Annotated in this window: 14 protein-coding genes; 8 read left to right on the forward strand and 6 right to left on the reverse strand. The window is 64.8% G+C overall.

The window, feature by feature from the left end; genetic code table 11:
- Positions 1-186: 186 nt before the first annotated feature.
- The 5 genes from coaD (at position 187) to queA (ending at position 3,388) form a co-directional block, all read left to right on the forward strand.
- On the forward strand, positions 187-684 hold the full coding sequence (gene coaD / locus XI04_RS17800) for a pantetheine-phosphate adenylyltransferase (RefSeq protein WP_028144510.1): 498 nt from the start codon (positions 187-189) through the stop codon (positions 682-684).
- Positions 685-721: 37 nt separating this feature from the next.
- Positions 722-1,285, forward strand: coding sequence for a peptidylprolyl isomerase (locus XI04_RS17805; RefSeq protein WP_271610109.1), 564 nt, complete (start codon positions 722-724; stop codon positions 1,283-1,285).
- 9 nt (positions 1,286-1,294) lie between these two features.
- Positions 1,295-1,711 (forward strand): hypothetical protein, encoded by a 417-nt coding sequence (locus XI04_RS17810; RefSeq protein ID WP_271610110.1) that lies wholly within the window; start codon positions 1,295-1,297, stop codon positions 1,709-1,711.
- Complete coding sequence (locus XI04_RS17815) at positions 1,708-2,172, forward strand: peptidylprolyl isomerase (protein ID WP_028144513.1); 465 nt, start codon at positions 1,708-1,710, stop codon at positions 2,170-2,172. The genes XI04_RS17810 and XI04_RS17815 overlap by 4 nt, the downstream gene beginning before the upstream one ends.
- 142 nt (positions 2,173-2,314) lie before the next feature.
- Positions 2,315-3,388, forward strand: coding sequence for a tRNA preQ1(34) S-adenosylmethionine ribosyltransferase-isomerase QueA (gene queA, locus XI04_RS17820; RefSeq protein ID WP_271610127.1), 1,074 nt, complete (start codon positions 2,315-2,317; stop codon positions 3,386-3,388).
- A gap of 122 nt (positions 3,389-3,510) precedes the next feature.
- On the opposite strand, the gene XI04_RS17825 is transcribed toward queA, so the two are convergent.
- From XI04_RS17825 to XI04_RS17840, 4 genes are all read right to left on the reverse strand, one after another.
- The gene (locus XI04_RS17825) at positions 3,511-4,548 is read right to left on the reverse strand and encodes an aspartate-semialdehyde dehydrogenase (protein WP_095424114.1); all 1,038 of its coding nucleotides are present in this window, start codon (positions 4,546-4,548) and stop codon (positions 3,511-3,513) included.
- Between the two features lie 232 nt (positions 4,549-4,780).
- Complete coding sequence (locus XI04_RS17830; protein ID WP_038970390.1) at positions 4,781-5,383, reverse strand: PepSY domain-containing protein; 603 nt, start codon at positions 5,381-5,383, stop codon at positions 4,781-4,783.
- A gap of 251 nt (positions 5,384-5,634) precedes the next feature.
- Positions 5,635-6,381 (reverse strand): TetR/AcrR family transcriptional regulator, encoded by a 747-nt coding sequence (locus XI04_RS17835; RefSeq protein ID WP_028144517.1) that lies wholly within the window; start codon positions 6,379-6,381, stop codon positions 5,635-5,637.
- 127 nt (positions 6,382-6,508) lie between these two features.
- Positions 6,509-7,693, reverse strand: coding sequence for a patatin-like phospholipase family protein (locus tag XI04_RS17840; RefSeq protein WP_246554089.1), 1,185 nt, complete (start codon positions 7,691-7,693; stop codon positions 6,509-6,511).
- A 204-nt stretch (positions 7,694-7,897) separates the two neighbouring features.
- On the opposite strand from XI04_RS17840, the gene tgt reads away from it, so the two are divergent.
- Complete coding sequence (gene tgt / locus XI04_RS17845) at positions 7,898-9,043, forward strand: tRNA guanosine(34) transglycosylase Tgt (protein WP_095424115.1); 1,146 nt, start codon at positions 7,898-7,900, stop codon at positions 9,041-9,043.
- A 15-nt stretch (positions 9,044-9,058) separates the two neighbouring features.
- On the opposite strand, the gene XI04_RS17850 is transcribed toward tgt, so the two are convergent.
- Positions 9,059-9,277, reverse strand: coding sequence for a hypothetical protein (locus XI04_RS17850; RefSeq protein WP_028144520.1), 219 nt, complete (start codon positions 9,275-9,277; stop codon positions 9,059-9,061).
- Positions 9,278-9,499: 222 nt separating this feature from the next.
- On the opposite strand from XI04_RS17850, the gene cysK reads away from it, so the two are divergent.
- A complete protein-coding gene (cysK, locus tag XI04_RS17855) occupies positions 9,500-10,477 on the forward strand; it encodes a cysteine synthase A (protein ID WP_095424116.1) in 978 nt (325 codons plus the stop codon).
- A 3-nt stretch (positions 10,478-10,480) separates the two neighbouring features.
- Positions 10,481-10,723: a BrnA antitoxin family protein gene (locus tag XI04_RS17860; RefSeq protein ID WP_028144522.1), complete on the forward strand. Its 243-nt coding sequence runs from the start codon at positions 10,481-10,483 to the stop codon at positions 10,721-10,723.
- Positions 10,724-10,895: 172 nt separating this feature from the next.
- Here the strand turns inward: XI04_RS17860 and XI04_RS17865 are convergent, their stop codons facing one another.
- Entirely contained in the window at positions 10,896-12,323 is a 1,428-nt protein-coding gene (locus XI04_RS17865; protein WP_212475483.1) for a caspase family protein, read from the reverse strand.
- Positions 12,324-12,371 lie beyond the last annotated feature (48 nt).

A 12,371-nucleotide genomic window follows, 5' to 3' on the forward strand; every position in this document is an offset into this window, starting at 1 on the left:
GGCCAGTTTCCGGACGTCTTCGCCGGCACGGGAAATGGTTTCGTGTCCGCGCCGCTTTGTTTCGTGGTCGCTCTCAGGACGAAACAAACCGGCCATCGCCGACACGGCCGGCGGGATATTTCGCCGGAGACGGCTGGGGAACCGGCCCGGCTTGCCGGGCCGGGCCGGGCGCGGTAGGAGGGGGCCATGCCGCGCATTGCCTTCTATCCCGGTTCCTTCGACCCCATCACCAACGGCCATCTGGACGTGGTCCGGCACAGCGTTTCCCTGTGCGACCGGCTCGTGGTCGCGATCGGGGTCCACCCCGGCAAGAAGCCGCTGTTCTCGACCGAGGAGCGGCTGCAGATGCTCCATGACGTCTGCGGGCCGCTGGCCGCCAAGGCTGGTTGCGTGCTCGAAGCTGTGACGTTTGATGATTTGTCGGTCACGGCGGCGCGCAAGCACGGTGCGACGATCATGATTCGGGGCCTGCGTGACGGCAGCGATCTCGACTACGAGATGCAGCTCGCCGGCATGAACGAAGCGATGGCGCCGGAGGTGCACACGGTCTTCCTGCCGGCCTCCCCCATGGTTCGCCCGATCACCGCCACTTTGGTGCGGCAGATCGCCGGCATGGGCGGGGACGTCTCGGCCTTCGTCCCGCCGCAGGTCGTGGCCCAGCTCAAGGCAAAATTCGCCGCATAACGGCGCGCTTCCTTTTTCTCTCTGATCCGGAGTTGTCATGATCCGAATTCTCGCAGTTCTTGCCGCGCTTCTGTTCGCGGTGCCGGCGGCGGCGCAGCAATTGCCGGCCAACCTCGACAAGGCCAACGCCATCGTCATCGACACCACCAAGGGCCGCATCGTCATCAAGCTGCGCACCGATATCGCGCCCCAGCATGCCGAGCGCATCAAGCAGCTCGCGCGCGAGGGCTATTACAACAACGTGCCGTTCCATCGCGTCATGGACGGCTTCATGGCGCAGACCGGCGACGGCCAGAACTTCAACGGCACCGGCGGCTCGAAATATCCGAACCTGAAGCAGGAATTCTCCAAGGTGCATTTCGCCCGCGGCATCGTCGGCATGGCCCGGCGCGGCGACAGCGTCGACAGCGCCAACTCGCAGTTCTTCATCATGTTCGCCGACGGCGGCAGCCTCGATAACCAGTACACCGTGATCGGCGAGGTCGTGCAGGGCATGGACGTCGTCGACAAGCTGAAGAAGGCTCCTCCCGGCTCGGCCGGCGGCGCCGTGACCGATCCCGACAAGATGGTGAAGGTGCAGGTCGCCTCCGACATCAAATAGGAGACGGCGATGGCGCGCTGTGGCGACAAGCTCCTGGCTGTGGTGCTGTTGCTCGGCGTGTCCAGTGCTGCCGCCGAGGATAGGCAGGTCAATACCATCCAGGATATCTTCAGGCATCTGCGCACCTGCTGGAAACCGCCGCCGGCCGCCAAGGCCCGCCCACTCGACATCACCGTCGTCGTGAGCTTTAACCGGTCCGGCGACATTCTGGGCCATCCGAGGATCTCCTATGAATCCACGGAGGCCTCCGACAATGACCGGCTGCAATACCGGATCGCGGTGATGGAGGCGTTGCAACGCTGCACGCCGATGCCATTTACCGAGGCAATGGCCGGCGCCGCCGCGGGACGTCCATTCGCGATCCAGTTCCGCAGCCGCAAAACGCCTGACAAGACTTCACCTCCAACTCAAGAGAGACGAGCATGAGCGCCACCGAAAACACCCTGATCCTCGAGACCACCCAGGGCCCGGTCACCATCGAGATGCGGCCCGACCTCGCGCCCGGCCATGTCGCGCGCATCAAGGAACTGGTCCGGGAGGGCTTCTACGACGGCATCGTGTTCCACCGCGTGATCGACGGCTTCATGGCGCAGACCGGCTGCCCGCAGGGCACCGGCACCGGCGGCTCGGGCAAGAAGCTCAAGGCCGAGTTCAACAAGGAGCCGCATGTGCGCGGCACCACCTCGATGGCGCGCGCCGCGAGCCCGGATTCCGGCGATAGCCAGTTCTTCATCTGCTTCGACGACGCCCGCTTCCTCGACAACCAGTACACGGTGTGGGGCAAGGTCACCGAAGGCATGGAGAACGTCGACAAGATCAAGCGCGGCGAGCCGGTGCAGAACCCCGACAAGATCGTCAAGGCGCGGATGGCCGCGGACGCTGAGTAAGCGTCGCCCCTCATCCTGAGGAGCGCGGAACGCGCGTCTCGAAGGATGAAGGCCACCCTGCTGCAGTTCGGCCTTCATGGTTCGAGACGGCGCTACGCGCCTCCTCACCATGAGGGTCTGGCTCCGTCGCGCCCGGCACCACATGCGCACCGATCTGTTCGATTTCGACCTGCCCGCCGAGCGCATCGCGTTGCGCCCGGCGAGCCCGCGCGACTCCGCGAAGATGCTGGTCGTCGAGAACGGCGCGCTGCGCGACCAGACCATCGGCGACCTCGCACAATGGCTGAAGCCGGGCGACCAGCTCGTCGTCAACGACACCAAGGTGATCGCGGCGCAATTGAAGGGCCGCCGCATCGGCCGCGAGACCGAGCCGAAGATCGAGGCGACCCTGATCAAGCGGCTCGACGGCTCGCACTGGCAGGCGCTGGTGAAGCCCGCGAAGAAGCTCACAGCTGGCGACCGCATCCGCTTCGGCAATGAAGGCAAGGTCTGCCTGCTCGGCCATCTCGATGCCGAGGTCGAGGCCAAGGGCCTCGAGGGCGAGGTGACGCTGTCGTTCTCGTTCCACGGCCCGACGCTGGATCAGGCCATCGCCGACCTCGGCAGCCCACCGCTGCCGCCCTACATCGCCTCCAAGCGCACGCCCGACGATCAGGACCTCGCCGACTACCAGACCATGTTCGCCGTGAACGAAGGCGCGGTCGCCGCGCCGACCGCTGGATTGCATTTCACCCCGGCGCTGGAGCAGGCGCTGCGCGCGCGTGGCGTCGGCATCAACCAGGTCACGCTGCATGTCGGGGCAGGTACGTTCCTGCCGGTGAAGGTAGAGGACACCGAAGGCCACAAGATGCATGCCGAGTGGGGCACGATCTCGGCCGAGACGGCGGAACGGCTCAACAGCGCGCGGAAAAATGGTGGCCGCATCATCGCCGTCGGCACCACGTCATTGCGCTTGCTCGAGAGCGCGGCGAGCGAAGACGGCACCATCCAGCCCTTCGCGGCCGAGACCTCGATCTTCATCACGCCCGGCTATCGCTTCCGCGCGGTCGATATTTTGATGACGAATTTCCATTTGCCGAAGTCGACGCTGTTCATGCTGGTGTCGGCGTTTTCGGGGCTGGAGACGATGAAGGCGGCGTATGCTCATGCGATTGCGAGCGGGTACCGGTTTTATTCGTATGGCGATGCGTGCTTGCTCTTCAGGTCGCGCGGCTAAGCGCCGGCGCTGTAGGGTGGCAAAGCGAAGCGTGCCCACGTCTTTCTTGAATAGGGAAGAGTGGTGGGCACGGCGCTTGCGCGCCTTTGCCCACCCTACGATACCTGTTCCTACGGCGCCGGTTACGCCATCACCCGCTGCGGCAACAGCTCCGCGATCTGAACCGCATTCAACGCTGCGCCCTTGAGCAACTGATCCGCCGCCACGAACATCGAGATCGAATGCCCGGAGGGATCGCTGAGATCCTTGCGGATGCGGCCGACCAGGACGTCGTCCTGGCCCGAGGCATCGATCGGCATCGGGAAGTAGTTCTTGGCGCGATCGTCGACGACCTTCACGCCGGGCGCCCGGGCCATGATGGCGCGGACCTGGTCCTCGGTGATCTCCTTCTCGCATTCGAAGGTGATGGCCTCGCAATGGGCGCGGAGCACCGGCACGCGCACGCAGGTGACGCCAATCGCGATGGTCTCGTCCTCGAAGATCTTGCGGGTCTCCTTGATGACCTTGGTCTCTTCGTCGTTGTAGCCGGTGTCAGGGTCGACGGCGGTGTTGTGGTTGAAGAGATTGAAGGCGTAGGGGTGCGGCATCACCTTCGGCGTATAGACCTGCCCGTTGAGATTGGCGCGGGTGGATTCGACCAGTTCTTCCATCGCGGCGGCGCCGGCGCCGGAAGCGGCCTGGTAGGTCGAGATGATCACGCGCTTGATGCGGTTCTTCTGGTGGATCGGCCACAGCGGCACCAGTGCGGTAATCGCCGCGCAGTTCGGGTTGGCAATGATGCCCTTGTGGTCGCGGATGCGGTTCGCGTTGATCTCGGGGATCACCAGCGGCACGTTCGGGTCCATGCGGAAGGCGGAGGAATTGTCGACCACGACCGCGCCGGACTTCACCGCGATCGGCGCATACTTCTTGGAGATGCTGCCGCCGGCGGAGAACAGGGCGATATCGACGCCTTCGAAGGAGCGCTCGGTGAGCTCCTCGATCACGACCGGCTGGCCGCGGAACGACACCGTCTTGCCGGCCGAGCGGGCACTGGCCAGCGCCTTGAGCTTGCCGACGCGAAAGCCGCGCTTGTCCATGGTGGCGATGAATTCGGCGCCCACCGCACCGGTGACGCCGACAATCGCGACGACGGGATCGTTACTCACTTTGTCCTCCATTGAATTTGCGAATGAGACAACAAAAAAGCCCCGGACCAACGAGGGCGGGGCTTGCCGTAGAGCTGATGCGTTTTAGTCGACGACTACGCGCGCACGCCTCCCCGGGCCCCTGAGGCCGTGGTGGTTTTGGTCGTGCGTTTGGTGGTCGTGAACATGGTGGCGACTTATGCGGGAGAGTTTTGCGCCCGTCAATGGCTTTTCACCCCGGTCGATGCCCGGGGCCGGACTCCCGCTATTTCGCCCTGGCGCCCGGCGGCTCGAGGGTGACCTCCTTGAGGTCGTCGCCGCTGACGACGACGATCGAAAAGTTCAGCCGGCCACGTTCGCGCACCAGCCCGCCGCTGATCGCCTTGCCCGAGGCGGCGCGTTCGGCGACGCGCACGGCATCGGCGAGGCGGTGCCTGATCGCACCGAGCGCTGCGAGGTTGTCGCGATCCTCGTGGTCGAGCTCAGTGAGGGGGAGGGCGGCTTCGCCGCCGACGAGCTCGCCGGTCGTGGCATTGATGGTGTGGCGCCAGATCCGGTCGTTGTGCAGGGTCTTCACCCGATACACCGGCACGCGGGTGGCCCCGTCGAAACTCACATCCGCCGTGGTGGCGCCGGCGTGCCGGGCTTCGGCGATCGACATGGCCTGGCTGATCGAGATCGACGAGCTGCGGAAACGCTCGATCTCACGGCTGACGGCTTGGCGGTCGGCCTCGGCATCACCATCTGTGTCGCTGTGAAGGGCGGTCGGCGTACCCGCGGTCACGATCGCCCGCGCAGGCGCGACGATGAGCAGCGCAGGCAAGGCGATCACAAGCAATCGCGAGGTCCATCGTTTGGCTGTCGTCATGCTCGAAACCCTCGGCCAGCGAGTGTGCCGGATGATCGTAAAGAATTCGCGGCCGGCCTTGGGCATCGGCCGGCCGCGGAGCGCCGCACCGGGCTGTACCCGGCACGGCGATCTCAGCGGTACGGGCCACTTTTGGGGCTGGGGAAAAAAGCGGTCCGTATCGCTTATAACTAAACCATACCGTATCGTTTTATTTTGGTCAACGGCGCGGGCGGTTTCCCATGGGGAAAGCGCGCAATCTCACGGAATTGTCAGCGCGGGGGGCGTCGCCGCGACGAGGCTTTGGTGGTGCTTTGGACGCGGTCGGCAGGTCCTAGCGCCCCGGCGAGGAACAGCTTGATGGCGGTGCGCATCCGCTTTTCGGCGGCCTTCAATTCGAGCGCAGTCCCGAACGTCGCCATGCGGTGGGTGTGACCGACGACCACGTCGAGAAACACCTCGGCGGCAATTGTGGTGTCCTCGATGTCGAGCGCGCCTTGCGCCACCAGACGGTCGAAGAAACGTGCCGTGGTGGCGACGGCTTTCATCCAGCCTTCCTCCTTGCCGAGCTTGGCGACGTCGGGGAAGTTGATGGCCTGTGACGTCATCATGCGGCTGAAGGCGACAGCGTCGGGTCCGCAGGTGAATGTCAGCATCTCGCGCCCGATCTCGACCAGCCGCTGCTCGACCGAGATGTCGGAGGCGCTGGAGAGCTGCGTCTCGGCGGCGGCCGACAATGGGGCAAGCCAGCGCGCGATCTCGCGTCTCAGCACGGCGGCAAACAGGCCGCGCTTGTCGCCGTAGCGGGAATAGACGGTGGGCTTGCTGACCCGGGCCGCTTCCGCGACCGCGTCCAGCGAGGTGGCGTCGAAGCCGCGGTCCAGGAACAGGCGGGTGGCGACCTCGATCAGCCGCAGGTCGCGCTCGATGGCGGCGGTTTTCGTCGGCCGGCCGCCGCGGGATTTCGGCACTTCGCGCCGCGGCCCTGCCGGTCTCGTCCTGGTCGCAGTCAATCCCATGCCCAGTGATTCCTGCGCGTTTCTGACAGTCGTCATTCGCTCTATATCGCGCAGGAGCGGAGGCGTCATCGCGAATCTGGCCGGATTGGCCGCATCGTCAACGGTTTCGGCAGGGCCTCGTTCCGTCTCACGGCACTGTCGAGCTCCAGGCCTGACCGGCAGCGGCCTTGTCATAACCGTATTGATAGAGCGCCCGCATATAGCCGGTGTCGAACCCTTCCGACGGCGGCGCCGGATACTCGCGCGCGATGTAGGAGAGGTGGAAGCCGAGGCGGTTGCGCTTGGCGAAATCATAGGTCGAGAAGATGATCGAGCGCGTCTGCGACTGGGTGATCGCCGACAGGCTGCGCGAGGCGACATCGATGGTGCCATTGGAGACCAGCTCGAAATTGCGTTCGATCTTCTTGTTGACGAGGATGTAGATGTCCATCTTCGCGTTGCCCGGCAGACGGTTGCCCTGGAACAGCAGGGCTTCCGGCAGCGTCAGCACCGGCGCGGTCACGCCGCCGTCGACATGCATCTCCTGAAACTTGCGGCCCTGGCCCTCGGCGTCGATCATGATCGGCGGAAATACCAGGGGAATGCTGGCGGAGGCCGCCATCACGTCGCGAAACAGTTTGAGCGCCTCGGGTGTGCCGACCGCGGCGATCTTGCCCATGTCCCAGATCGCGGTGCGCTGGGTATCGAGATCGGTCGTCACCACCAGAAGCTTCCGGCCCTTGGCATTCTCGCGCGCGACTTGCGCCATGATCTCCGGCCCGACATAGCGGGCGACGAGCTCGCGCAGCCTCGTGTTGCCGAACAGGCCGGATCCGAACAGCACGCGCATGATGCTGGGATCATTCAACAGGGTCTCGGCGATGCCGCTGGTATAGACCTCCTTCAGCGTGTCGTCGTATTGCGAGCCCAGAAACGCAAACGGCGCGATCAGGCCGCCCGTGCTCACGCCCGAGACGACGGAGAAGGTGGGGCGGGTTCTGGCCGCGGTCCAGCCGTTGAGCACGCCGACGCCGTAGGCGCCGTCGGCGCCGCCGCCGGAGAGCGCCAGATAGGACTTCGTCGCGGTGCTGGTGTCCTTCTCGAAGCTGAATTTCGTGATGGGCTCGTCGGCGTAGCGCCTGAGGCCGTCGATCTCGAGCACGCGCGAGGTGCTGGCTTCTGCGGCCGTATAAGGCGTGCGGGGCAGCGAGGTACAGGCGCCGAGCACCAGGCTGCACGCCAGGAGCAGAAATCCGGCCAGGCGGCCGCCTGTCTGCCTGATCCAGTCATGCGGGCGGCCGGCGACATCAGTCGAACAGGAAGCGAAGGGCATTGTCGGTGGCTGGCGATCACGCATTTACTGCCGCCGGCAGATTTGCCGCGGCATTCTCGTCCAGCCCCCAGGATAAAACTACACTGTATCGTTTTGTTTAACAAGGGCGGTGGCGCTAAAATCCACCGTGTCCCAGTCTGAAGCACCCGCCGGCTGCCGCGTGGCGGGTTGATCGGCCTTCTCCGACACGCAATAAGCACCGCCATGAATCCCGACAACGATCTTCCCAATCACTTTGAATTGCTCGGCACTGATGGCGCCGCGCGGACCGGGCGCCTGACCACGCCTCACGGCGTGGTGCGCACGCCCGCCTTCATGCCGGTCGGCACCGCCGGCGCCATGAAGGGCATGCACTGGCGCGAGGTGCGCGATGCCGGCGCCGACATCGTGCTTGGCAACACCTATCACCTGATGCTGCGTCCGAGCGCCGAGCGGATCGCCGGCCTCGGCGGCCTGCAGCGGTTCACCGGCTGGAACGGGCCGATGCTGACGGATTCCGGCGGTTTCCAGGTGATGTCGCTGTCGGACTTGCGAAAGGTCACCGAGAACGCCGTCACCTTCCGCTCGCATATCGACGGTGCCAAGGTCGAGCTGTCGCCGGAGCGCTCGATCGAGGTGCAGCGCTTGCTCGGCTCCGATATCGCCATGCAGATGGACGAATGCGTGCGGCTGCCGGCCGAGCGCGCCGACATCGAGCGCGCGATGCAATTGTCGCTGCGCTGGGCCGAGCGAAGCAAGCGCGCCTTCGAGAGCGCCCCCGACGGCTATATGCTGTTCGGCATCGTGCAGGGCGGCGACATCCCGCAGCTTCGCCACGAGAGCGCGCGAGGTCTCGTCGCGACCGGTTTCCACGGCTATGCAATCGGTGGCCTTGCCGTCGGCGAGCCGCAGGCGGTGATGCTGGCGATGATCGACGAGACCGCACCATTGCTGCCGAAAGAGCGCCCGCGCTATCTGATGGGCGTCGGGACGCCCGACGACATCCTCGAAGCCGTCAAGCGCGGCATCGACATGTTCGATTGCGTGATGCCGACGCGCAATGGCCGGCACGGTGTCGCCTTCACGCGCTTCGGCCAGGTGAATTTGCGCAATGCGCGCCACGCCGACGATCCGCGTCCGCTGGATGAGGAGAGCTCATGGCCGTCGGCGCGCAACTGCGCGCGCGCCTATCTGCACCATCTCGTCAAGGCGGGCGAGACGCTGGGCGCGATGCTGCTGTCCGAAATCAATATCGCTTACTACCAGTTCCTGATGCAGGGCATCAGGGACGCGATCGCGCAGGGAAGGTTCGACGAGTTCTACCAGCGTACGCGCGCGGACTGGGCGAGGGGCGATATCGCCCCGCGCTAGGTCAACGGTCCAAGCTCAATTGCACACGATCCGCTGCTTGACGGCGTGCTTGGTGACGAAGCCGTAGCCGCAATTGTCGCAGGTCCAGAGATAGCTGATGACGTGGTCCGAGATGTAGGCGGATGCTTCGGCGGCGACCATGGAATCGGCGCAGACGGGACAGGTCGGCAATTCGCTGCAACGCGGATCACGCCTTAGCGCTACGGTCGGCATCACTTCAGCAACTGCTGACATCGTGTGACCTCCCTGCTTTGAGACCTAAGTCTAACATAAGCAGAATCAGTTGACGAGGTCGCAACACAAATGCGTTGGTTTTCTGCTAATTAAAGCTCACGCGATTTTGCGATGCAGCGTATTTAACATGTGCCGCAATTGTCGCTTGCGTGTCGTCGCAGGCTATCCGTAACTGCGCATGAGCCGCGTAAGAAGCGCAAATGTGGTCACAGGGAGTTCATCATGGACGCATCGTCCAACACGGGTGCAGCGCACCAACCCGGCCGCGGCCGGATCTATGACTCGATTGTCGAGGCCTTCGGCAATACACCGACTGTGCGCTTGCGCCGGCTGCCCGGCATGCACGGCGTGAACGCGACCATTTTGGCAAAACTTGAATATTTCAATCCGGCCGCAAGCGTGAAGGACCGCATCGGCGCGGCCATGATCATCGCGATGGAGAAGGCGGGCATCGTCAAGCCCGACACCGTGCTGATCGAGCCGACCTCCGGCAATACCGGCATTGCGCTCGCCTTCGTGGCGGCTTCGCGCGGCTACCGGCTCAAGCTGGTGATGCCGGAATCGATGTCGATCGAGCGGCGCAAGATGCTGGCATTTCTCGGTGCCGAGCTGGTGCTGACGCCCGCGGCGCAGGGCATGAAGGGCGCGATCGCCGCCGCCGAGGAGCTGTTGAAGACGACGCCGAACTCGGTGATGCCGCAGCAGTTCAAGAATCTCGCCAATCCCGAGGTGCACCGTCGCACCACCGCAGAGGAAATCTGGAACGACACCGGCGGCAATATCGATTTCTTCGTGGCCGGCGTTGGCACCGGCGGCACGATCACCGGCGTCGGCCAGGTGCTCAAGCCACGCAAGGCCTCACTGCGCGTCGTCGCGGTCGAGCCGGAGGAAAGTCCGGTGCTGTCGGGCGGACAGCATACGCCGCACAAGATCCAGGGCATCGGCGCCGGCTTCGTCCCTGACATCCTCGATCGCGCCGTGATCGACGAGATCGTGAAAATCAACTCGACGACGGCGATCGAGACCTCGCGCGCGCTGGCGCGGCACGAGGGGATTCCGGGCGGCATCTCCTCGGGCGCGGCGATCGCGGCCGCGCTCCAGATCGGCAAGCGGCCGGAAGCGGCGGGAAAGACCATCCTGGCGATCGTGCCGTCCTTCTCCGAGCGGTATCTTTCGACAGCGCTGTTTGAGGGAATCTAGGACATGGCAGATCAACCACCGAGGCGGCCGCGCACACTCGGCGATGCCAGGACAGAGGCCGAGGCGGCGTTCAAGAAGGTGACGGCCAAGGTCGCCGCGGCGCCGCCGAAGCCGAACGTGGCACCGGGGATCAAGGAGCAGGTGACGCTACGCATCGATCAGGACGTGCTGGAGTTCTTCCAGGAGGGCGGCCCCGGCTGGCAGGACCGCATCAACGAGGCGCTGCGCAAGGCCGCGGGGAAGTAGCCAACCTCGTCATTGCAAGCGCAGCGAAGCAATCCAGAAATGTATCCGCAGAGAGATTCTGGATTGCTTCGTCGCAAGAGCTCCTCGCAATGAGGAGCATGCTGCGACACCGTCGCACAATAGAAAAAGCCCGGCGCGAGCCGGGCTTTTGTGTTTTCAACCTCACCGCATCTCAGCGGCGGAACATGCCGCCCATCATGCCACCGACGACGCCACCCACGAACGCCGCGCCGGCGGCATCGCCGGGATTGCTGCGCTGGGGAGCCGGTGCCGGTGCGCTGCTGCCTGCGGGCGCGGCGGCACGGCGGGCCGCCTTCTGGCTGGTGTCGCTCGCGGTCGGCGGGGCGGCCTGGACCTCCGAGATCAGGGCCTTGTGCTGGTGCTTGTTGAGGTAACCCGATGAGGGATAGCCGCGCGCGGCCTGCCAGCGCTTGAGCACGGTCCGGGTCTCATCGCTGAAAACGCCGGTCTGCTTGGTATCGAAGCCGAGCCCGGTGAGACGACGCTGCACGTCGCGGCGCTGGGTTTTGTCGAGGCCGATCTGATCCTCGGTGAGCTGGGTGGCCTCGTCGGTGAAGGTCGCAGGATCGACGCCGGCGTTGAGGGTGCGCGTCGCGGTCGAGGGACCGCTCTTGATGGCCGCAAGGCGTGCCAGCGCCAGCGCCTTGAACTGACCGTTGGGATAGGCGGCGAGATAGGCGTTGAGCTCTTCCGGCTTGTTGGACTCTTTCACCGAGCGCCAATATTCGAGCTCGACGCCGTCCGAGCTGCCGCTCGCCGCCGGCACGATGCCAGAAGCGGTCGGCGCCGCGTTGGCGACCTGGGTTGTCGGAGCCTGGTTGAGATAGACCGAGCCGGTCAGGTTGGTGTGGCCCCAGGGCAGCTGACCCTTGCGGGTCTCTTCATTGACCTGGGCGCGCACCGACGTCATCGCCTGCTGGATCTCGATGCCGGGCTTGGTGATGTTGTCGATCAGCGCACGGGTGAACGGGCTGTTGTTGCCCTCCTGACCGTCGAGCGCGGTCTGGCCGGGGCCGGTGGCGAACGCGATGAGAGTGCCTTCGCCGGATTTCATCTCGGCAAGACCGCTCTGCACGTTGACGCTGCGCGTCGCGGAGTTCGACTTGATCTTGGCGGCGAACGGATTGTCGCGGCAGGCATCGAGGAACACGAGCTTGACCTTGGCATCGCCCATGGTCTGCTCGAGCGTCAGGTCGATGTTGATGGCGGCGCCCAGCTTGACGTCCATCTCCGACTTGATGTCGGCGTCGACGGGCAGCAGGTAATTGGTGCCGCTGACGGCGATGCCGTGGCCGGCATAATAGAACAGCGCGATGTCGGAGCCCTGCGCCTTGCGCCCGAAGTCGAGCAGCTTCTCCGTCATCTGGTCGCGGCTGAGATTGGAGCCTTCGATCACCTCGAAGCCGACATTGCGCAGCGTCGACGCCATCGCCTTGGCATCGATCGGCGGGTTCGGCAATTGTGCGACGTTCTTGTAGGAGCCGTTGCCGACGACGAAGGCGACGCGGCGATCGGCCTTCGCGGCACTGACCGACAGCGCCATGCACATCAGCGAAGCGAGGAGGGTGAGGTAGCGCATTCTGAAATCCCCAGAATCGAATTGCAGGCAGCAACGAATTGGCAACGA

This window comes from Bradyrhizobium sp. CCBAU 11430 (assembly GCF_028128855.1).
GTDB lineage: Bacteria > Pseudomonadota > Alphaproteobacteria > Rhizobiales > Xanthobacteraceae > Bradyrhizobium > Bradyrhizobium ottawaense.